Here is a 21,350-nt window from a genome sequence, read left to right as displayed (position 1 = left end):
TCCACCCCGCGCTAGCGGCGCTTCGACTTCCGGTCGTCCTTGACGTGGCCGCGGAAGGTGCGAGTCGGCGAGAACTCGCCGAGCTTGTGGCCGACCATCGCCTCGGTGACGAACACCGGGATGTGGGTCTTGCCGTTGTGCACCGCGATCGTGTGGCCCAGCATGGCCGGGACGATCATCGAGCGACGGGACCAGGTCTTGATGACGTTCTTGGAACCTGCTTCGTTCTGAGCGTCCACCTTCTTTACGAGGTGGCCGTCAACGAAGGGTCCCTTCTTGAGACTGCGCGGCATCTAAACCCGCTCCTAGCGCTTCTTGTTCGTCTTGCGGCGGCGGACGATGTACTTGTTGCTCGCCTTCTTCGGCGAACGAGTACGACCCTCCTTCTGACCCCACGGCGAGACCGGGTGGCGACCACCGGAAGTCTTGCCTTCACCACCACCGTGCGGGTGGTCGACCGGGTTCATCGCCACACCGCGAACGGTCGGGCGAACGCCCAGCCAGCGCTTGCGGCCGGCCTTGCCCCAGTTGATGTTCGACTGCTCGGCGTTGCCGACCTCACCGATGGTGGCGCGGCAGCGGACGTCGACCAGACGAATTTCACCGGACGGCATACGAAGGTGGGCCATGGAGCCCTCCTTCGCCAGCAGCTGCACGGAGGCACCCGCGGAGCGGGCGAACTTCGCGCCGCCGCCGGGCCGCAGCTCGATGGCGTGGATGGTCGTACCGACCGGGATGTTGCGGAGGGCCAGGTTGTTGCCCGGCTTGATGTCCGCGCCCGGTCCGTTCTCGACCCGGTCACCCTGCGACAGGTTGCGGGGGGCCAGGATGTAGCGCTTCTCGCCGTCCGCGTAGTGCAGGAGCGCGATGCGCGCGGTGCGGTTCGGGTCGTACTCGATGTGCGCGACCTTCGCCGGCACGCCGTCCTTGTCGTGACGACGGAAGTCGATCACTCGGTAGGCGCGCTTGTGTCCGCCACCCTGGTGGCGAACGGTCACACGACCGGCGTTGTTACGGCCGCCCTTGCTGTGCAGCGGGCGGACCAGCGACTTCTCCGGCGTGGACCGCGTTACCTCGACGAAGTCGGCGACGCTGGAGCCACGACGGCCCGGCGTAGTCGGCTTGTACTTGCGGATTCCCATTTCTCAGTCCTCGTCCGATATTCGGACCAGGGCGCTCCGTTAGGAGGCCTGGCCGAAGATGTCGATACGGTCGCCCTCAGCGAGGGTCACGATCGCGCGCTTGGTGTCAGCGCGCTTACCGAAGCCCGTGCGGGTGCGCTTGCGCTTGCCCTGGCGGTTGATCGTGTTGACCCCAGTGACCTTGACCGAGAAGACCGCCTCGACGGCCTGCTTGATCTGGGTCTTGTTGGCGCCGGGCGCAACGATGAAGGTGTACTTGCCCTCGTCGAGGAGCGCGTAGCTCTTCTCGGAGACGACCGGCTTGACGAGGACGTCACGGGGGTCCGTGAAGCTCTTGCTCAGCGGCGTCTCGACGGTGTTCTTGCCCTCGGTGGCGTGGCGCTTCGCCTTGGCGATGCGCGCTGCCTTGGCGGCCTTGGCCGCCTTGGGGGCGATGCTCGGGTGACGCGTAGCCATCAGGCTTCGCTCCCTTCGGTCTCAACGGCCTGGGGGCCAGACACGAAGGACTCGAAGGCGGCCTTGGTGAAGACCACGTCGTCCGAGACGAGCACGTCGTACGTGTTCAGCTGGCCCGGCTCCAGGATGTGCACCTGGGGCAGGTTGCGGGCGGAGAGCAGCGAAGTCTCGTCCGCGCGGTCGATGACCAGGAGCACGTTCTTGCGCTCGCTGACCTTGCCGAGCAGCGTCTTCGCGGCCTTCGTGGAGATGTCGCCCTCGACCACGTTGGTGACAACGTGGATACGAGCGTTGCGGGCCCGGTCGGTGAGGGCGTGGCGCAGGGCCGCGGCCTTCATCTTCTTCGGGGTCCGCTGCGAGTAGTCACGCGGCTGCGGGCCGTGGACGACGCCACCGCCTGCGAACTGCGGCGCACGGGTCGAACCCTGGCGCGCGCGGCCGGTGCCCTTCTGGCGGTACGGCTTCTTACCACCACCGCGGACTTCACCGCGGCGCTTGGTCTTGTGCGTGCCCTGACGGGCAGCGGCCAGCTGTGCGACAACGACCTGGTGGATCAGCGGGATGCTGATCTTCTCGACGTCGAAGATCTCCGAGGGGAGCTCGACGGTCCCGGCCTTGTCGCCTGCCGGCGAAAGGATGTCAATGGTGCTCATCGGTTCCTCAAGCCCCCTTGGCCGCGGTACGGACCAGGACGAGGCCGCCGTTCGGACCGGGAACTGCGCCCTTGATGAGGAGCAGGCCCTTCTCCGCGTCAACGGCGTGAACGGTCAGGTTCTGGGTGGTGACCCGCTCGTTGCCCATACGGCCCGCCATGCGGAGGCCCTTGAACACACGGCCCGGGGTGGCGCAGCCACCGATGGAACCGGGAGAGCGGTGCTTGCGCTGGGTGCCGTGACCGGCGCCGAGTCCCTTGAAGTTGTGACGCTTCATGACACCGGCGAAGCCCTTGCCCTTGCTCTTGCCCGTGACGTCAACCTTGACGCCGGACTCGAACACCTCGGCAGTCACCTCCTGGCCCAGCGTGTACTCGCTGGCGTCAGGGGTGCGGATCTCCACCAGGTGGCGGCGGGGAGTCACGTCGGCCTTGGCGAAGTGACCCTTGAGGGGCTTGTTCACCTTGCGAGGGTCGATCTCGCCGAAGGCGATCTGGACCGACTCGTAGCCGTCGGAGTCATTCGTACGGACCTGGGTAACGACGCAGGGCCCGGCCTTGACGACGGTGACCGGGACGACACGGTTGTTCTCGTCCCAGACCTGGGTCATGCCGAGCTTCTCGCCCAGGACGCCCTTGATCTGCTTAGTCATCTGTCCGCGCCTCTCAGAGCTTGATCTCGATGTCGACGCCGGCCGGAAGGTCCAGGCGCATCAACGAGTCAACGGTCTTGGGCGTCGGGTCGAGGATGTCGATCAGGCGCTTGTGCGTGCGCATCTCGAAGTGCTCGCGCGAGTCCTTGTACTTGTGCGGCGACTTGATGACGCAGTACACGTTCTTCTCAGTGGGCAGCGGCACCGGGCCCGCGACCGACGCACCAGTGCGAGTCACCGTCTCGACGATCTTCTTCGCCGAGGAGTCGATGACCTCGTGGTCGTAGGCCTTGAGCCGGATGCGGATCTTCTGTCCCGCCATGGCTACTTGGTAGTCCTTTGTCTCGAACGCTCTGGCTCCCGGGAGGCCCTTTTTTCTACTTCCTCCGACCCACGCGGTCGGGCGTGTCGCAGTCCCGCTCACGGAGATTTCCCGAAGGATTCCCTGCTAGGGGCTGCGGCCCAGATGACCGCGAGTCCGGGGGAAGAAACCCACCGGGCGCCTGGCTGGGCATCCGCACTGCACTTCCCAGAAGATTCCCGTACGTCCGCTCCAGCGCTGCCTTACGGCAGATGGGGCGACGAGTACTGTGGGACTCGCTTCCGGTCCTCCCGGCGGGAGGCGCGCAGCATCGGCACTCAACCGAGCAACCTGAACAGTGTGCCACAGGTGGGATGCCGAAGGCCAATCGGGCCGAACTGTCAAGCTGCCACGGCGGTCCTTCACGTACGCAAAGAGCCCCGCACACCCAGAAGGCGTGCGGGGCTCTTCGCTGCGCTCAGTTCAGAGCGACCGGGTTACCCCGATCTCCAAGCAAGCGGAGCTTACTTGTTGATCTTGGTGACCTGGCCGGCGCCGACGGTCCGGCCACCCTCACGGATGGCGAACTTCAGGCCCTCTTCCATCGCGACGGGCTGGATGAGCTCAACGGTCATCTCAGTGTTGTCGCCCGGCATGACCATCTCGGTGCCCTCGGGGAGGGTCACGACGCCGGTCACGTCGGTGGTGCGGAAGTAGAACTGCGGGCGGTAGTTGTTGAAGAACGGGGTGTGACGGCCACCCTCGTCCTTCGACAGGATGTAGGCCTGGGCCTCGAACTCGGTGTGCGGCGTGACCGAACCGGGCTTGATGATGACCTGGCCGCGCTCGACGTCCTCGCGCTTGATGCCACGGAGGAGCAGACCGACGTTCTCACCGGCCTGGCCCTCGTCGAGCAGCTTGCGGAACATCTCGATGCCGGTGACCGTGGTGGTGGTCTTCTCGGTCTTGATGCCGATGATGTCGACGGTCTCGTTGACCTTGAGGACACCACGCTCGATACGACCGGTGACGACGGTGCCACGACCGGTGATCGTGAAGACGTCCTCGATCGGCATCAGGAACGGCTTGTCGACGTCACGCTCGGGCTCCGGGATGGACTCGTCGACAGCCTTCATCAGGTTGAGGACGGACTCACCCCACTCCTTGTCGCCCTCGAGCGCCTTGAGCGCCGAGACCTTGACGACCGGCAGGTCGTCGCCCGGGAACTCGTACTCGGAGAGGAGCTCACGGACCTCGAGCTCGACGAGCTCCAGGATCTCCTCGTCGTCCACCATGTCGGCCTTGTTCAGGGCGACGACGATGTACGGAACGCCGACCTGGCGGGCCAGGAGCACGTGCTCCTTGGTCTGCGGCATCGGGCCGTCGGTGGCGGCAACCACGAGGATCGCGCCGTCCATCTGCGCGGCACCCGTGATCATGTTCTTGATGTAGTCCGCGTGACCGGGGCAGTCGACGTGGGCGTAGTGACGCGTCTCGGTCTGGTACTCGACGTGCGCGATGGAGATGGTGATACCGCGCTGGCGCTCTTCCGGCGCCTTGTCGATCATGTCGAAGGCCGAGGCCTCGTTCAGGTCCGGGTACGCGTCGTGCAGCACCTTGGTAATGGCGGCCGTGAGGGTCGTCTTACCGTGGTCAATGTGACCGATGGTGCCGATGTTGACGTGCGGCTTAGTCCGCTCGAACTTTGCCTTCGCCACTGAATCCTCCTGCGGAGTGGTTCTGTACGCCTTGCTTCATCGGCGCCAGGTGATCTTTGCTGGGATACCCGGGGCCCGGGGCACCCGGCCCGAAGAGGGTCGGAATGCCCCGGAGACTCCGGAGTCAAGCCTAAAGCGTCAACTCGGGTGAGTTACTCGCCCTTGGCCTTCGCGATGATCTCCTCGGCGACGTTCCGCGGAACCTCGGCGTAGGAGTCGAACTGCATTGAGTAGCTTGCGCGACCCGACGTCTTGCTGCGGAGGTCTCCGACGTAGCCGAACATCTCCGAGAGGGGCACGAGGCCCTTCACGACGCGAGCGCCGCTGCGCTCCTCCATGGCCTGGATCTGGCCACGACGGGAGTTGATGTCACCGATGACATCGCCCATGTAGTCCTCGGGCGTGGTGACCTCGACGGCCATCATCGGCTCGAGCAGCACGGGCTTTGCCTGGCGCGCGGCCTCCTTGAAGGCCTGCGAACCGGCGATCTTGAACGCCAGCTCGGAGGAGTCGACCTCGTGGTAGGCGCCGTCGAGAAGCGTGATGCGAACACCAGTCATCTCGTAGCCGGCCAGGATGCCGAACTGCATGGCCTCCTGCGCACCGGCGTCCACCGAGGGGATGTACTCCCGCGGGATACGGCCACCGGTGACCTTGTTCACGAACTCGTACGACGCCTCGCCGCCCTCGATGGGCTCGATCGCGATCTGCACCTTGGCGAACTGACCGGTACCACCGGTCTGCTTCTTGTGGGTGTAGTCCACGCGCTCGACGGCCCGACGGATCGTCTCGCGGTACGCGACCTGGGGCTTGCCGACGTTCGCCTCGACGCGGAACTCGCGCTTCATGCGGTCGACGAGCACCTCGAGGTGAAGCTCGCCCATACCACCGATGATGGTCTGGCCGGTCTCCTCGTCCGAGTGCACCTGGAAGGAGGGGTCCTCCTCCGAGAGGCGCTGGATGGCGACACCCAGCTTCTCCTGGTCACCCTTGGACTTCGGCTCGATGGCGACCTGGATGACCGGCGCCGGGAAGTCCATGGACTCCAGGATCACCGGCTGCTTGTCGTCACAGAGCGTCTCGCCCGTGGTGGTCTGCTTCAGACCCATGACGGCGACGATGTCACCGGCGCCCACCGACTCGATCTCCTCACGCTTGTTCGCGTGCATGCGGTAGATCTTGCCGATGCGCTCCTTCTTGCCCTTGACGGAGTTCAGCACCGCGGTGCCGGAGTCAAGGCGACCGGAGTAGATCCGGACGAAGGTGAGCTTGCCGAGGTGCGGGTCGCTCGCGATCTTGAACGCGAGGGCCGACAGCGGCTCGTCGTCGGACGGCTTGCGCTTGACGACCGTCTCCGGGTCCTTGACGTCGTGGCCTTCGATGGCCTCGACGTCCAGGGGAGAGGGCAGGTAGCGCACGACGGCGTCGAGCAGGGGCTGGACGCCCTTGTTCTTGAACGCGGTGCCGCAGAAGACGGGGGTCACCGTGGTGTCCCCGCCCTTGCCGGAGGCGATGGTGATGCGGCGGATGGCCTCGTACAGCTGCTCCTCGCTGGGCTCCTGGCCCTCGAGGTACAGCTCCATCATCTGCTCGTCGTTCTCCGCGACGGCCTCGAGGAGCTTGCCGCGGTACTCCTCGGCAGCCTCGGTGTGCGTGTCGGGGATGTCGACGATGTCGTAGGCCTCGCCCATCTTGGTCTCTGCGGACCAGACGAACGCCTTCATGGTGACGAGGTCGACGACGCCCTTGAAGTCAGCCTCTGCGCCGATGGGCAGCTGCATGACGATCGGGGTCGCACCGAGGCGCTCGACGATCATGTCGACGCAGCGGTGGAACTCGGCACCCGTACGGTCGAGCTTGTTGACGAAGCAGATGCGGGGGACGCCGTAGCGGTCCGCCTGACGCCACACGGTCTCGGACTGGGGCTCAACACCGGCGACGCCGTCGAACACCGTCACGGCACCGTCGAGTACACGGAGCGAACGCTCTACCTCGACGGTGAAGTCGACGTGACCCGGGGTGTCGATGATGTTGATGGTGTGGTCGACGTCGTTCATCGGCCAGTGACAGGTGGTGGCAGCAGAGGTGATCGTGATGCCACGCTCCTGCTCCTGCTCCATCCAGTCCATGGTCGCGGCGCCGTCGTGGACCTCACCGATCTTGTACGACACACCCGTGTAGAACAGGATCCGCTCGGTGGTCGTCGTCTTGCCCGCGTCGATGTGGGCCATGATGCCGATGTTGCGCACCTTGGCCAGGTCAAGTGAAGTGGTAGCCATATCGGCTCAGTCTTCTCTCGGTCTCGATGGGGGTAGCGACTACCAGCGGTAGTGCGCGAAGGCCTTGTTGGACTCGGCCATCTTGTGGGTGTCCTCGCGCTTCTTCACAGCGGCACCAAGGCCGTTGGAGGCGTCGAGGAGCTCGTTGAGCAGACGCTCGGTCATGGTCTTCTCGCGACGGGCGCGGGAGTAACCGACCAGCCAGCGCAGGGCGAGCGTGTTCGCACGGCCCGGCTTGACCTCGATCGGGACCTGGTAGGTCGCGCCACCGACACGGCGGGACTTGACCTCGAGGGTCGGCTTGATGTTTTCCAGCGCGCGCTTGAGCGTGATGACCGGGTCGTTGCCGGTCTTCTCGCGCAGGCCCTCCATGGCGCCGTACACGATGCGCTCGGCGGTGGAGCGCTTGCCGTTCAGCAGCACCTTGTTGATGAGGGAGGTCACCAGAGGAGAACCGTAGACCGGGTCGATGATGACCGGGCGCTTCGGGGCGGGGCCCTTACGAGGCATTCTTACTTCTCCTTCTTGGCGCCGTAGCGGCTGCGGGCCTGCTTGCGGTTCTTGACGCCCTGGGTGTCAAGGGAGCCGCGGATGATCTTGTAACGAACACCCGGCAGGTCCTTCACACGGCCACCACGCACGAGCACGATGGAGTGCTCCTGCAGGTTGTGTCCCTCACCCGGAATGTAGGCCGTGACCTCGATCCCGGAGGTCAGACGCACACGCGCGACCTTACGGAGTGCCGAGTTCGGCTTCTTCGGGGTGGTCGTGAACACACGCGTGCAGACGCCGCGGCGCTGGGGCGATCCCTCGAGCGCGGGCGTCTTGTTCTTCTCGACCTTGTCCTGCCGGCCCTTCCGGACCAGCTGCTGGATCGTAGGCACTACTTCTCCGGTTTCTGTGTGCCGAATAGTAAAGCTAACCTGAAACGTCGCCGACCCACGCGGTCGGGTGTGTCGAATGCTGCAGACTCCCGCCGCAAGACGGAAAGGAGCGCAGATTACGGTGGCCGTTCTCGGACTCGCGCAGCGGCTGAAGACACGCGCACGAGCCCAGGCACACCCCAGGCACAAGGTCTGAGCGTACCTACCTCATCGGGTTCGGTCAAAACAAATGCAGGCCACCCCGACACGCCGGGCATCTGAACGCATCGTGGACGCCTCCCGGAAAGGCTTGACAGCGACCCTGACGGCCACTAAGCGACCTGGGACCACAAGCCCCGGACCAGCGATTTTCACCCCCGGGAGCGCCCGCTCAGGCCCGTCGCGCACCCATCTCCGGGGTCGCGCCGCACGCCGTCAGAACCGTGTCGTACGTCATACCGCCGGGCAACGCCGAAGGGCGGCCACCCCACAGGGTGACCGCCCTTCAACAAACCCGGGTCCTACTGGTTGTAAGGCCCGTAGTCGTAGTCCTCCAGCGGAACAGCCTGGCCCGACCCCGTCCCGAAGGGCGAGTAGTCGATGTCGTCGTACCCGACGGCCGAGTACATCGCGGCCTTGGCCTCCTCGGTCGGCTCCACCCGGATGTTGCGGTAGCGGGAGAGACCCGTACCGGCCGGGATGAGCTTACCGATGATGACGTTCTCCTTGAGGCCGATGAGCGAGTCGGACTTGGCGTTGATCGCCGCATCCGTGAGGACTCGCGTCGTCTCCTGGAAGGACGCCGCCGACAGCCAGGACTCCGTTGCCAGCGAGGCCTTGGTGATACCCATCAGCTGCGGACGGCCGGAGGCCGGGTGGCCGCCTTCCGTGACCACACGACGGTTCTCGGTCTCGAACTTCGAGCGCTCGACGAGCTCGCCCGGCAGCAGCTCCGCGTCGCCGGACTCGATGATCGTCACGCGGCGCAGCATCTGCCGGATGATGATCTCGATGTGCTTGTCGTGGATCGACACGCCCTGGCTGTTGTAGACCTTCTGGACTTCGCCGACCAGGTGGACCTGGACCGCGCGCTGACCGAGGATCCGCAGCACGTCGTGCGGGTTGGTGGCACCGAAGGTGAGCTTCTGGCCCACCTCGACGTGGTCACCCTCACGCACGAGGACCTTGGCACGCTTCGAGATCGGGAAGGGAGTCTCGTCGCTGCCGTCGTCCGGCGTGACGACGATCTTCTTGGTCTTCTCGGTCTCCTCGATACGGACGCGGCCTGCCGCCTCCGAGATCGGGGCGACACCCTTGGGCGTACGAGCCTCGAAGAGCTCGACGACACGGGGCAGACCCTGGGTGATGTCGTCACCGGCCACACCACCGGTGTGGAAGGTACGCATCGTCAGCTGCGTGCCGGGCTCACCGATGGACTGGGCGGCGATGATGCCGACCGCCTCACCGATGTCGACCAGCTTGCCGGTGGCGAGCGAACGGCCGTAGCAGAAGGCACAGGTGCCGACCGCGGACTCACAGGTCAGGACCGAACGGGTCTTGACCTCCTCGACGCCGTTGGCGACCAGGGCGTCGATCAGGACGTCACCGAGGTCGACGTTCGCCGGCGCGATGACCTTGCCGTCGATGACGACGTCCTCGGCCAGCATGCGGGCGTACACCGAGGTCTCGACGTTCTCCGTCTTGCGGAGCACACCGTCCTCGCCCTTGACCGCGATCTTCAGCTTCAGACCGCGCTCGGTGCCACAGTCCTCCTCGCGAATGATGACGTCCTGCGAGACGTCGACCAGACGACGGGTGAGGTAACCGGAGTCAGCGGTACGCAGAGCCGTGTCCGCAAGACCCTTACGAGCACCGTGCGTCGAGATGAAGTACTCCAGGACGGAGAGACCCTCGCGGAACGACGCCTTGATCGGGCGCGGGATCGTCTCGTTCTTGGCGTTCGACACCAGACCACGCATACCGGCGATCTGACGCATCTGCATCATGTTTCCTCGGGCACCCGAGTCAACCATCATGAAGATGGGGTTGGTCTTGGGGAAGTTCGCGTTCATCGCCTCGGCAACCTCGTTGGTCGCCTTGGTCCAGATCGCGATGAGCTCCTGCGTGCGCTCGTCCTTGGTGATCAGACCGCGCTCGTACTGCTTCTGGACCTTCTCGTCCTGGGCCTCGTAGCCCGCGACGATCTCCTTCTTGGCCTCGGGGACCACGACGTCGGAGATGGCCACGGTGACGCCGGAACGGGTCGCCCAGAAGAAGCCCGCCGCCTTCAGGTTGTCGAGCGTCGCCGCCACGATGACCTTGGGGTAGCGCTCGGCGAGGTCGTTGACGATCTCGGAGAGCTGCTTCTTGCCGACCGAGTAGTCGACGAAGGGGTAGTCCTCGGGCAGCAGCTCGTTGAAGAGCGCGCGGCCCAGGGTCGTACGCAGACGGAAGCTGTCGCCCTGCTGGTACTCGGGCTCGCCCTCTTCGACGGCCGGCGGGGTCCAGCCGCGCGGCGGGATGGTGCCCACCGGGAAGCGGATGTCGACCTTCGCCTGGAGCGAGAGCTCCTTGGCGTCGAACGCCATGGTCGCCTCGGCGGAGGAGCCGAAGGAACGGCCCTCACCGATGACCTTGCGCTCTTCCTCGTCCGTGGTGAGGAAGAAGAGACCGAGAACCATGTCCTGGGTCGGCATGGTGACGGGACGACCGTCGGCCGGCTTCAGGATGTTGTTCGAGGACAGCATCAGGATGCGGGCCTCGGCCTGCGCCTCTGCCGACAGCGGCAGGTGCACGGCCATCTGGTCACCGTCGAAGTCCGCGTTGAACGCGGTGCAGACGAGCGGGTGGATCTGAATGGCCTTGCCCTCGACCAGCTGCGGCTCGAAGGCCTGGATGCCGAGGCGGTGCAGCGTGGGCGCACGGTTCAGGAGAACCGGGTGCTCCGCGATGACCTCTTCCAGGACGTCGTACACGACCGTGCGGCCGCGCTCGACCATGCGCTTCGCCGACTTGATGTTCTGCGCGTGGTTCAGGTCGACCAGGCGCTTCATCACGAACGGCTTGAAGAGCTCCAGTGCCATGGCCTTGGGAAGACCACACTGGTGCAGCTTCAGCTGCGGGCCGACGACGATCACGGAACGCGCGGAGTAGTCCACACGCTTACCGAGAAGGTTCTGACGGAAACGACCCTGCTTGCCCTTGAGCATGTCGCTCAGGGACTTCAGCGGGCGGTTACCGGGACCGGTGACCGGGCGACCACGACGACCGTTGTCGAAGAGGGCGTCCACGGCCTCCTGGAGCATGCGCTTCTCGTTGTTCACGATGATCTCGGGAGCACCGAGGTCGAGAAGCCGCTTCAGGCGGTTGTTGCGGTTGATCACGCGGCGGTACAGGTCGTTCAGGTCGGAGGTCGCGAAGCGGCCACCGTCCAGCTGCACCATCGGACGCAGGTCCGGCGGGATGACCGGCACGCAGTCCAGCACCATGCCCTTGGGGCTGTTGCTGGTCTGCAGGAACGCGGAGACGACCTTGAGGCGCTTGAGCGCACGGGTCTTCTTCTGGCCCTTGCCGGTACGGATGATCTCGCGGAGGCGCTCGGCCTCCTCGTCGAGGTCGAACGACTCAAGGCGCTTCTGCAGGGCAGCGGCACCCATCGAACCGTCGAAGTACGTGCCGAAGCGGTCACGCAGCTCGCGGTAGAGCAGCTCGTCACCCTCCAGGTCCTGGACCTTGAGGTTCTTGAAGCGGTTCCAGACCTCGTCGAGACGGTCGATCTCGCGCTGCGCACGGTCGCGCAGCTGCTTCATCTCCCGCTCGGCACCTTCGCGCACCTTGCGGCGCACGTCGGCCTTGGCACCCTCGGCCTCGAGCTCGGCCAGGTCGGTCTCGAGCTTCTTGGCGCGGGCCTCCAGGTCGGAGTCGCGACGGTTCTCGACCTGCTGACGCTCCACGGAGACGTGCGCCTCCAGGGAGGGCAGGTCGCGCGTACGGCGCTCCTCGTCCACGAACGTGATCATGTACGCCGCGAAGTAGATGACCTTCTCGAGGTCCTTCGGGGCGAGATCAAGCAGGTAGCCGAGGCGCGACGGGACGCCCTTGAAGTACCAGATGTGCGTGACAGGGGCGGCCAGCTCAATGTGGCCCATCCGCTCACGACGCACCTTGGCGCGAGTGACCTCGACGCCGCAGCGCTCGCAGATGATGCCCTTGAAGCGGACACGCTTGTACTTACCGCAGTAGCACTCCCAGTCCCTGGTCGGACCGAAGATCTTCTCGCAGAAGAGTCCGTCCTTTTCGGGCTTGAGCGTGCGGTAGTTGATGGTCTCCGGCTTCTTGACCTCGCCGTGCGACCACTGTCGGATGTCGTCCGCGGTGGCAAGGCCGATCCGCAGCTCGTCGAAGAAGTTGACGTCGAGCACTTGTCGTCAATCCCTCTTTCGGGGTCGTGTCTCAATCATGGTCTGAACGGGTCCGGGGAGAGCCGGCCGGATACGAGATCCGGCCGGCCAACCCGTCAGACCTCTTCGACGCTGCTCGGCTCGCGCCGGGACAGGTCGATACCGAGCTCCTCCGCCGCGCGGAAGACGTCCTCGTCGGTGTCGCGCATCTCGATGGACATGCCGTCCGAGGACAGCACCTCCACGTTGAGGCAGAGCGACTGCATTTCCTTGATGAGCACCTTGAAGGACTCGGGAATGCCCGGCTCGGGGATGTTCTCGCCCTTGACGATGGCCTCGTAGACCTTCACGCGGCCGGTCACGTCGTCGGACTTGATCGTCAGCAGCTCCTGGAGGGCGTAAGCGGCGCCGTATGCCTCCAGCGCCCACACCTCCATCTCACCGAAGCGCTGACCACCGAACTGAGCCTTACCACCCAGCGGCTGCTGGGTGATCATGGAGTACGGACCGGTCGAGCGAGCGTGCAGCTTGTCGTCGACCAGGTGGTGCAGCTTGAGGATGTACATGTACCCGATCGAGATCGGGTCCGGGAACGGCTCGCCCGAGCGACCGTCGAACAGCCGCGCCTTGCCGGACGGCAGGACCATGCGGTCGCCGTCGCGGTTCGGGACGGTGTGCTCGAGGAGACCGGCCAGCTCGTCCTCACGGGCACCGTCGAAGACCGGAGTCGCGACGTTCGTCCGCGGGGCCACCTGGTCGGCGCCGATGCGCTGCAGGCTCTGCGCCCACTCCTCGCTGAGACCGGAGACGTCCCAGCCCTGGCTGGCGAGCCAGCCGAGGTGGATCTCCAGGACCTGGCCCGGGTTCATTCGGGACGGGACACCCAGCGGGTTGAGGATGATGTCGACCGGAGTTCCGTCCTCGAGGAACGGCATGTCCTCGATGGGCAGGATCTTCGAGATGACGCCCTTGTTGCCGTGACGGCCGGCGAGCTTGTCACCGTCCGTGATCTTGCGCTTCTGCGCCACGTAGACACGAACCAGCTGGTTCACGCCCGGCGGCAGCTCGTCGCCCTCTTCACGGTCGAAGACGCGTACGCCGATGACCTTGCCGATCTCGCCGTGCGGCACCTTCAGCGAGGTGTCGCGCACCTCGCGCGCCTTCTCACCGAAGATCGCGCGGAGCAGGCGCTCTTCCGGCGTCAGCTCGGTCTCACCCTTGGGCGTGACCTTGCCGACGAGGATGTCGCCGGCGACGACCTCGGCACCGATACGGATGATGCCGCGCTCGTCGAGGTCGGCGAGGACCTCTTCGGAGACGTTCGGGATGTCCCGGGTGATCTCCTCCGGGCCGAGCTTGGTGTCACGGGCGTCGACCTCGTGCTCCTCGATGTGGATCGAGGAGAGGACGTCGTCCTGCACGAGGCGCTGCGACAGGATGATCGCGTCCTCGTAGTTGTGACCCTCCCACGGCATGAACGCCACGAGCAGGTTCTTGCCGAGGGCCATCTCGCCCTCTTCGGTCGCGGGACCGTCGGCCAGGACCTGGCCCTCGATCACGCGGGCGCCCTCGTCGACGACAACCTTCTGGTTGACGGAGGTGCCCTGGTTCGACCGGGAGAACTTGGCGATGCGGTACGTGGTGTACGTGCCGTCGTCGTTCGTGACCGTGACGTAGTCCGCGGAGACCTCCTGGACCACACCCGCCTTCTCGGCCTTGATCACGTCACCGGCGTCGACCGCACAGCGGTACTCCATGCCGGTGCCGACGAGGGGAGCCTCGGCGGTGATCAGCGGCACGGCCTGACGCATCATGTTCGCGCCCATGAGGGCACGGTTGGCGTCGTCGTGCTCGAGGAAGGGGATCATCGCGGTCGCGACCGACACCATCTGGCGCGGCGAGACGTCCATGTAGTCGACGTCGTCACCGGGGATGTAGTCGATCTCGCCGCCACGACGGCGGACCAGGACGCGCGACTCGGTGAAGCGCATGTCCTCGCCGAGCACGGCGTTGGCCTGGGCGATCACGAAGCGGTCTTCTTCGTCGGCCGTGAGGTAGTCGACGTCGTCGGTGACGACGCCCTCGACGACCTTGCGGTACGGCGTCTCGACGAAGCCGAACGCGTTCACGCGGCCGTAGGAGGCCAGCGAACCGATCAGACCAATGTTGGGACCTTCAGGCGTCTCAATGGGGCACATACGGCCGTAGTGAGACGGGTGCACGTCACGGACCTCGAAGCCGGCCCGCTCACGGGAGAGACCACCCGGGCCAAGCGCCGACAGACGGCGCTTGTGGGTGAGACCCGACAGCGGGTTGTTCTGGTCCATGAACTGCGACAGCTGCGAGGTGCCGAAGAATTCCTTGATCGACGCCACGACCGGGCGGATGTTGATCAGGGTCTGCGGCGTGATCGCCTCGACGTCCTGGGTCGTCATGCGCTCGCGGACGACGCGCTCCATACGAGCCAGACCCGTGCGGACCTGGTTCTGGATGAGCTCGCCGACGTTACGCAGACGACGGTTGCCGAAGTGGTCGATGTCGTCGGTCTCGACGACGATCGACGTGCCGCTGTCGCCAACGGTCTCGACCTCACCGGCGTGCAGCTTCACCAGGTACTTGATCGAGGCGATGATGTCCTCGACCGTGAGGATGCCCGCGTCGAGCGGAGCGTCCGCACCCAGCTTCTTGTTGACCTTGTAGCGGCCGACCTTCGCGAGGTCGTAGCGCTTCGGGTTGAAGTAGAGGTTCTCAAGCAGGGTCTGAGCGGCCTCACGGGTCGGCGGCTCGCCCGGACGGAGCTTGCGGTAGATGTCGAGCAGCGCGTCGTCCTGGCCCTGGGTGTGGTCCTTCTCCAGGGTGGCGCGCATGGACTCGTACTCGCCGAACTCCTCGAGGATCTGCTCGGTCGTCCAACCGAGAGCCTTGAGCAGAACGGTGACCGACTGCTTGCGCTTGCGGTCGATGCGGACACCGACCATGTCGCGCTTGTCGATCTCCATCTCCAGCCAGGCACCCCGGGACGGGATGATCTTGGCGGAGAAGATGTCCTTGTCGGACGTCTTGTCGATGGAGGAATCGAAGTAAACACCCGGCGAACGGACCAGCTGCGACACGACGACACGCTCGGTGCCGTTGATGACGAAGGTGCCCTTGTTCGTCATGAGCGGGAAGTCGCCCATGAAGACCGTCTGGGACTTGATCTCGCCGGTCTCGTTGTTGGTGAACTCGGCGGTGACGAAGAGCGGGGCGGCGAACGTGAAGTCGCGCTCCTTGCACTCGTCGATGGAGTTCTTCGGAGGCTCAAAACGGTGGTCGCGGAAAGTCAGCGACATCGACCCAGAGAAGTCCTCGATCGGGGAGATCTCCTCGAAGATCTCCTCCAGACCGGACTTGGTGGGGACGTCCTGTCCGCTGTCCAGAGCCGCCTCGACACGAGCCTTCCACGCTTCATTGCCGAGCAGCCAGTCAAAGCTCTCGGTCTGCAGCGCAAGAAGGTTCGGAACCTCGAGGGGCTCCTTGATCTTTGCAAAGGAGATGCGCAGCGGGGCGGTGCTTGCGCCGTTGTTCGTATTCGCGGTCGAGGCAGTGCGCGAGGCGGCCAAGAGGGGGTCCTTCCGAGGGCTCGGACTCACTACGCGCGTACCGGTCCCAGGTTGGGCACAGAGACAGAATTCCCTGGTCAGGGAGGATTCGGTCCACGGTGCTCAAGCATGGGCATGCCCCTGGTGACGGGCAGGAGGCAGCTAACAGGCAGCGCAAAGGGTCAGTGTAGCCAGTTGGCCCACTGATGTCCAGTGCGGGTTCTGGGAGACCCTCGTTGTTCTCAACCCCTGCTGCAAGCCACGCCCTCGATGCACATCGATACTGCCCTCTTCGCCGCCGATCCATGCCTCGGATGCGGATCGTTGTGACGACGCGTCCTGAGAATTGCGCGCTGCGTGCGGTTCGTCAAGGCCCCCCTGCCCCGACTTGGCCCTCGGATCGTCACCGTCACGGCCGTACCGAGGCACGACGAAGATCACCATACTCGTCGGGACCGACAGCGCAAGGCAGCCGTCTGGGTGCGCCGGAGAACGCCGAAGGGCGACCACCCAGATGGGTGATCGCCCTTGACGAGGCGCTGCCTGAGCAGCGCCTGAAAGGAGTCGGAAGACTCGCGAGGTTACTTGACCTCGACCGAGGCGCCGGCAGCCTTGAGGGACTCGGCAGCCTTGTCAGCGGCCTCCTTGGCGACCTTCTCGAGGACCGGCTTCGGGGTGCCGTCGACGAGGTCCTTGGCCTCCTTGAGACCCAGGGAGGTGAGCTCGCGCACGACCTTGATGACCTGGATCTTCTTCTCGCCGGCGCCGGTGAGGATGACGTCGAACTCGTCCTGCTCCTCGGCGGCCTCGACCGGGGCGCCCGGGCCGGCCGGGGCGGCGGCGACGGCCGCGGCGGCGGTGACGTCGAACTTCTCCTCGAAGGCCTTCACGAACTCGGAGAGCTCGATGAGGGTGAGCTCCTCGAACTGGGCAAGCAGGTCTTCCTGGCTGAGCTTCGCCATGATGGGCGATCCTTCCACTAATTCGGCTGGTGCCGGGTGTATATGAAGGCGGGCGTACGTGCGGCCCGCTGCGACCGTCGCCCTAGCGGGCGTCGATCAATGCGCGAGCCGAATTACTCGGCACCGCCCTGCTCGGCCTTCTTGGCACGAAGCGCTTCCGCGGTGCGGACGAACTTCGACGGCAGAGCCTGGAAGAGCTGCGCAGTCTGCGTCTGCTTGCCCTTCAGCGCGCCGGCCAGCTTGGCGAGCAGAACCTCGCGGGACTCGAGGTCCGCGAGCTTCTTGAACTCATCGGCGGACAGCGCCTTGCCGTCAAGGACACCGCCCTTGATGATGAGGTTCGGGTTGTCCTTGGCGAAGTCACGAAGACCCTTCGCCGACTCCACCGGGTCACCGGTGACGAAGGCAACCGCCGTCGGACCCGAGAACAGGTCGTCCAGCGTGTTGATCCCGGCCTCGTTGGCCGCGATCTTGGTCAGCGTGTTCTTCACCACGGCGTACTCGGAGTTCTCACCGAGGGAGCGGCGCAGCTGCTTGAGCTGCGCCACGGTGAGACCCCGGTACTCGGTCAGCACGGCGGCGTTCGAGCTGCGGAACTTGTCCGTGAGCTCGGCTACCGCGGCAGCCTTGTCGGGCGTCGGCATAGAGCGTCAGCCTCCTTCCGGGTGATGAGGACCGCTCAGAAGGGGCTGACAAAACAAAACGCCCCGGCGCAGGCGCACGGGGCGTGAGCTCGACCCGACGGAATCCCGTCCGGGAGCACTTCCACAGTCACCTGCGCGGGTCGTCCGCAGTTTCAGCGGATCCTTCGGCCACCGCACTCTCTTGCGAGCACACGGCAACGACCAGCGGTCTTTGGCTTCTGTGGAAGAGTACGCGAACGGGTTCGCGTCAGGCAAATCCGGTCACAGGCCGCTGTCGGAACCCGAGCCGCCGGCCTTGCCGATCTCCTTGAACATCTCCATGAGGTCGAAGGTCTTCCCGGCCGGCGGAGGGCTCACCTTGGCCTCGGCGCCGTAGTCGGAGAAGGTCTGCGACGTCTTCATCGTGCCCTCGGGGGACTTGATGTCGATGTCCATGCGGACCGGGTAGTCGTCCTCGTTGACCCAGACCTCGGTGTCGTAGCCCTTGATACCCGCCTTCTCGATGCCCTTGAGGAGCTCCTCGCGCTCGCTCTTGCCGAGCATCTTGTCGAGGCCCTTGTTGGACTCCATCATTTCCTTGACGGTGAGCCGGCCCTGGTAACGCTGGGTCTGGGCGCCGTCCACCTTCGCGGAACCGACGTGCTTCAGGTTCGGCGAGTCCAGGAGCATGGCGAGCTGCTGCGCCGGGTCCTGGTTCATGCTGTCCAGGCCGCCGGTCATCTGCTTGGCGAGCTTCTCGTCACCGGCCTGCTCGGCGATGGAGTTCAGGTCCATCTTCATCCACTGCTTGCCGTCCATGTCCTTGGCGGCCGCGGCCCCCATGTCCATGTACATGACGTTGTCCAGCCACAGCATCCGGACCTTCTCCGGCGCCTCGGGGTCGCCCTCCGTGAGCGCCGAACCGGACATCGTCATATCCATGACGGTCGGGTCCCAGCCCATGACGCCGGACATCTTCATGTCACCGGCGCCGCCGCCCATCGACTTCGGCGCGGTCATCGTCATCTCGACCTTGGCCGACTTGGCCTTCGAGGTCTTCTCGTACGCGGCAGTGATGACCTCGGTCACCTTCGACCGGGACTGCGTCTCCCCCGAGTCCGCCCCTTCGGTCTTCTTGCCGTCGTCGCCTCCGCAGGCCACCGCACCGGTACACAGCAGCGCGGTTGCGAGCACTGCGCCCGCCACTCTCTTCACAGTCATGACCCCACCCCTAGGAACAAGAGATCGACCAGGAACACATGATCGACACAATTCGGTTTGGCGAGAATACCTGACAGCCGAGGTCAGGCTTGCGGCTGCTGATTCATGAGGTCCTTGAAGCTCATGGTGTCCGAGGCCGGCGGCTTCTCGGCGGAGACCTCGGTGCCGTAGTCGCTGTAGTACACCGTCTGCGAGAAGGAGCCGGTCTTCATGTCCGCCTTCTCGGTCTTCTTGACCAGCAGGTCGTCGCCGTTGACCCAGATGTCGATCGTCTCGGTGCTCATGCCGGCCTGCTTGAACTGCTTCTCCAGCTCGGCCATCTGCCCGGCGTCGAGGTCGGTGTTCTTGCCGGTGAAGTCCGCGACGTCGACCTTCCCCGCGTAGTGGGTCGTCTTGGTGCCCCGTACGGTCTCCTCGCCCACGCGCTTCACGTCGCCGGACGCCAGGAGCATCTTCACCGACTGGTTGGGCGTGGTGTTCTGCATCTGGTCCTTGAAGGCTTCGCCCGCGGCGCCGCCCATCTCGGCCAGCGTGGCGTAGTCGTACTCGATCCAGTGCTTGCCGCCGGACTGGGAGGCGAACTTGTCGCCCATGTTCGCGTAGTACGCGTCGGGCAGATAGCGGTACTCGATGGTGGACTGGCCCAGCTGTTCCATCTGGTCGGCCGCGGTGCCGCCGGTGAGGGTCGCCTCCACCTCGCCGGTCACGCCGTCCTTCCAGCCCATGACGCCCTTCATGTCCATCGACATCTGGGTGCCCATGACCGTCTTGCCCTCGACCCTGGCCGATTCGGCGTCGTCGGTCTTGCTCTCTATGCTGCGCAGGGCGGCTATCGGGCTCAGGGCCACGGAGCCCTTCCCCTTGCCCTCCCCGCCGCCGGAGGAGCCACAGGCCGCGACCCCGGTCAGCGCGGCGGCCACCGCGATCGACAGGCCCGCGCGACGCATGGTCGTGCTGTTCATGACATCCCACCCCTTGCACTCGTGTGAATCCCGCACGCTAATGCAGTCCCCCCGAAAGCGCTGAGGAACACGCACTAATACGAGGACGGGCCCCGCACCTCGAAAGGTTGCGGGGCCCGCCATCACAAACGCGTGCACGACGCGACTGCCGTCAGATTCAGACGGCGGCCGGGTCCTCCTCGACGAGGAGGTTGCGGGTGCGGTTGCTGTCCAGCGGAATGCCGGGGCCCATCGTGGTGGTGAGCGCGGCCTTCTTGATGTAGCGACCCTTGGCGGCCGACGGCTTCAGACGGAGGATCTCCTCCAGGGCCGCGGCGTAGTTCTCCACCAGCTTGGTGTCGTCGAAGGACACCTTGCCGATGATGAAGTGCAGGTTCGAGTGCTTGTCGACGCGGAACTCGATCTTGCCGCCCTTGATGTCGTTGACAGCCTTCACGACGTCGGGGGTCACGGTGCCGGTCTTCGGGTTCGGCATCAGACCACGCGGACCGAGCACGCGGCCGAGGCGGCCGACCTTGCCCATGAGGTCCGGGGTGGCGACGACGGCGTCGAAGTCCAGGCGACCCTTGGCGACCTCGTCGATGAGCTCGTCGGCGCCGACGATGTCGGCCCCAGCGGCTTCCGCGGCCGCAGCACGGTCACCGGTCGCGAAGACCAGGACCCGGGCGGTCTTGCCGGTGCCGTGCGGGAGGTTCACGGTGCCACGGACCATCTGGTCGGCCTTGCGCGGGTCGACACCCAGGCGGAAGGCGACCTCGACGGTGCCGTCGAACTTGGTCGAGGAGGTCTCCTTGGCGAGACGGACGGCCTCGAGCGGGGCGTAGAGCTTCTCCCGGTCGATCTTGGCGTCCGCAGCGCGGAGAGTCTTGCTGCGCTTCACTTCTGCTCCTGTGGGGTTTCAGGTGTGGAGTCGTGGTGTGGACCAGCGCTTGGCCCTACCACTGAGAAAGGTCAGACGGGGAAAGCTCTTAGCCCTCGACCGTGATGCCCATGGAACGGGCGGTGCCGGCGATGATCTTCGACGCGGCGTCCAGGTCGTTGGCGTTGAGGTCTTCCATCTTGGTGGTGGCGATCTCGCGGACCTGCGCCTCGGTGATCTTGGCGACCTTGGTCTTGTGCGGCTCGCCGGAGCCCTTCTCGACACCCGCGGCCTTGAGGATCATCTTGGCGGCCGGCGGAGTCTTGGTCACGAAGGTGAAGGAGCGGTCTTCGTAGACCGTGATCTCCACCGGGATGACCCAGCCACGCTGCGACTCGGTCGCGGCGTTGTAGGCCTTGCAGAACTCCATGATGTTGACGCCGTGCTGGCCCAGCGCGGGGCCGACCGGCGGGGCCGGGTTGGCTGCGCCGGCCTGGATCTGGAGCTTGATAAGCCCCGTGACCTTCTTCTTCTTGGGAGGCATTGCTCTCTCCGGGTCCTAGTGAGAGTTTCCAGCCGCCATCCAGTCATCCGGATGGAGGCATACCGCACCACGATAACGGGTATCGTCACGCGGCCAAAAACCGAGCAGGTCAGACAGGCTTTGGCAGCCCGTCT

Annotated in this window: 18 protein-coding genes; all 18 read right to left on the bottom strand. The window is 65.3% G+C overall.

Going from position 1 to position 21,350, the window contains the following annotated elements:
* Positions 1-11: 11 nt before the first annotated feature.
* The 18 genes from rpsS to rplK all read right to left on the bottom strand — a co-directional run bounded on the left by rpsS (position 12) and on the right by rplK (position 21,216).
* Entirely contained in the window at positions 12-293 is a 282-nt protein-coding gene (gene rpsS / locus ACQKIP_RS04230; RefSeq protein ID WP_190084420.1) for a 30S ribosomal protein S19, read from the bottom strand.
* Positions 294-305: 12 nt separating this feature from the next.
* Positions 306-1,142 (bottom strand): 50S ribosomal protein L2, encoded by an 837-nt coding sequence (gene rplB, locus ACQKIP_RS04225; protein WP_160506661.1) that lies wholly within the window; start codon positions 1,140-1,142, stop codon positions 306-308.
* 39 nt (positions 1,143-1,181) lie between these two features.
* On the bottom strand, positions 1,182-1,598 hold the full coding sequence (gene rplW, locus ACQKIP_RS04220) for a 50S ribosomal protein L23 (RefSeq protein ID WP_365862735.1): 417 nt from the start codon (positions 1,596-1,598) through the stop codon (positions 1,182-1,184).
* Complete coding sequence (gene rplD / locus ACQKIP_RS04215; RefSeq protein WP_365862737.1) at positions 1,598-2,251, bottom strand: 50S ribosomal protein L4; 654 nt, start codon at positions 2,249-2,251, stop codon at positions 1,598-1,600. The genes rplW and rplD overlap by 1 nt, the downstream gene beginning before the upstream one ends.
* Positions 2,252-2,258: 7 nt before the next feature.
* Positions 2,259-2,903 (bottom strand): 50S ribosomal protein L3, encoded by a 645-nt coding sequence (rplC, locus tag ACQKIP_RS04210; protein ID WP_361182338.1) that lies wholly within the window; start codon positions 2,901-2,903, stop codon positions 2,259-2,261.
* Between the two features lie 13 nt (positions 2,904-2,916).
* Complete coding sequence (gene rpsJ, locus ACQKIP_RS04205; RefSeq protein WP_003948644.1) at positions 2,917-3,225, bottom strand: 30S ribosomal protein S10; 309 nt, start codon at positions 3,223-3,225, stop codon at positions 2,917-2,919.
* Positions 3,226-3,728: 503 nt separating this feature from the next.
* On the bottom strand, positions 3,729-4,922 hold the full coding sequence (gene tuf / locus ACQKIP_RS04200) for an elongation factor Tu (protein WP_190084416.1): 1,194 nt from the start codon (positions 4,920-4,922) through the stop codon (positions 3,729-3,731).
* 152 nt (positions 4,923-5,074) lie between these two features.
* Positions 5,075-7,201 carry an elongation factor G gene (gene fusA, locus ACQKIP_RS04195; RefSeq protein WP_365862739.1) on the bottom strand — a complete coding sequence of 709 codons (2,127 nt, stop codon included), beginning with the start codon at positions 7,199-7,201 and terminating at the stop codon, positions 5,075-5,077.
* 39 nt (positions 7,202-7,240) lie between these two features.
* Entirely contained in the window at positions 7,241-7,711 is a 471-nt protein-coding gene (gene rpsG / locus ACQKIP_RS04190; RefSeq protein ID WP_003974303.1) for a 30S ribosomal protein S7, read from the bottom strand.
* Positions 7,712-7,713: 2 nt separating this feature from the next.
* A complete protein-coding gene (rpsL, locus tag ACQKIP_RS04185; protein WP_003948652.1) occupies positions 7,714-8,085 on the bottom strand; it encodes a 30S ribosomal protein S12 in 372 nt (123 codons plus the stop codon).
* Positions 8,086-8,585: 500 nt separating this feature from the next.
* Positions 8,586-12,485 (bottom strand): DNA-directed RNA polymerase subunit beta', encoded by a 3,900-nt coding sequence (locus ACQKIP_RS04180; protein WP_361182378.1) that lies wholly within the window; start codon positions 12,483-12,485, stop codon positions 8,586-8,588.
* Between the two features lie 95 nt (positions 12,486-12,580).
* Positions 12,581-16,066, bottom strand: coding sequence for a DNA-directed RNA polymerase subunit beta (rpoB, locus tag ACQKIP_RS04175; protein ID WP_361182380.1), 3,486 nt, complete (start codon positions 16,064-16,066; stop codon positions 12,581-12,583).
* Between the two features lie 560 nt (positions 16,067-16,626).
* Positions 16,627-17,007, bottom strand: coding sequence for a 50S ribosomal protein L7/L12 (gene rplL, locus ACQKIP_RS04170; RefSeq protein ID WP_361389587.1), 381 nt, complete (start codon positions 17,005-17,007; stop codon positions 16,627-16,629).
* Positions 17,008-17,120: 113 nt separating this feature from the next.
* A complete protein-coding gene (gene rplJ, locus ACQKIP_RS04165) occupies positions 17,121-17,651 on the bottom strand; it encodes a 50S ribosomal protein L10 (protein WP_361182382.1) in 531 nt (176 codons plus the stop codon).
* A 261-nt stretch (positions 17,652-17,912) separates the two neighbouring features.
* Entirely contained in the window at positions 17,913-18,851 is a 939-nt protein-coding gene (locus ACQKIP_RS04160; RefSeq protein ID WP_365862741.1) for a hypothetical protein, read from the bottom strand.
* 83 nt (positions 18,852-18,934) lie between these two features.
* Positions 18,935-19,813: a hypothetical protein gene (locus ACQKIP_RS04155; protein WP_365862743.1), complete on the bottom strand. Its 879-nt coding sequence runs from the start codon at positions 19,811-19,813 to the stop codon at positions 18,935-18,937.
* A gap of 157 nt (positions 19,814-19,970) precedes the next feature.
* The gene (gene rplA, locus ACQKIP_RS04150) at positions 19,971-20,693 is read right to left on the bottom strand and encodes a 50S ribosomal protein L1 (protein ID WP_361182387.1); all 723 of its coding nucleotides are present in this window, start codon (positions 20,691-20,693) and stop codon (positions 19,971-19,973) included.
* 88 nt (positions 20,694-20,781) lie between these two features.
* Entirely contained in the window at positions 20,782-21,216 is a 435-nt protein-coding gene (gene rplK, locus ACQKIP_RS04145; RefSeq protein ID WP_160506641.1) for a 50S ribosomal protein L11, read from the bottom strand.
* Between the last annotated feature and the right edge of the window lie 134 nt (positions 21,217-21,350).

Source organism: Streptomyces sp. NPDC059900, assembly GCF_050270335.1.
Classification (GTDB): Bacteria; Actinomycetota; Actinomycetes; order Streptomycetales; family Streptomycetaceae; genus Streptomyces.
This window is presented reverse-complemented; position numbering and strand designations above follow the sequence as displayed.